The sequence below is a fragment of the Pseudomonas sp. RIT-562 genome (assembly GCF_026241895.1).
GTDB classification, from domain to species: Bacteria; Pseudomonadota; Gammaproteobacteria; order Pseudomonadales; family Pseudomonadaceae; genus Aquipseudomonas; species Aquipseudomonas mandelii_F.
Genome location: NZ_JAPJIV010000084.1, coordinates 1 through 283, shown reverse-complemented (window position 1 = coordinate 283; position 283 = coordinate 1). Strand labels below are relative to the sequence as shown.

Annotated in this window: 1 protein-coding gene; it reads left to right on the top strand. The window is 65.4% G+C overall.

Translation table 11 applies throughout. The features are described 5' to 3' along the window. A partial coding sequence (locus ORL50_RS28855; protein ID WP_266020117.1) for a hypothetical protein occupies window positions 1-283 on the top strand: 283 nt, incomplete at both ends.

Sequence of the window (283 nt, the reverse complement as noted above, 5' to 3'; positions counted from 1 at the left end):
TACACCCCGGCCCCTGTAGGAGCCTGGCTTGCCAGCGATGACGCCCGCAAGATCGCCATCGCCGGCAAGCCGGGCTCCTACGGATTCGAGCCAATCCCAAATCCCCCATACACCCCGGCCCCTGTAGGAGCCTGGCTTGCCAGCGATGACGTCCACCAGATCGCCATCGCCGGCAAGCCGGGCTCCTACGGATTCGAGCCAATCCCAAATCCCCCATACACCCCGGCCCCTGTAGGAGACTGGCTTGCCAGCGATGACGTCCACCAGATCGCCATCGCCGGCA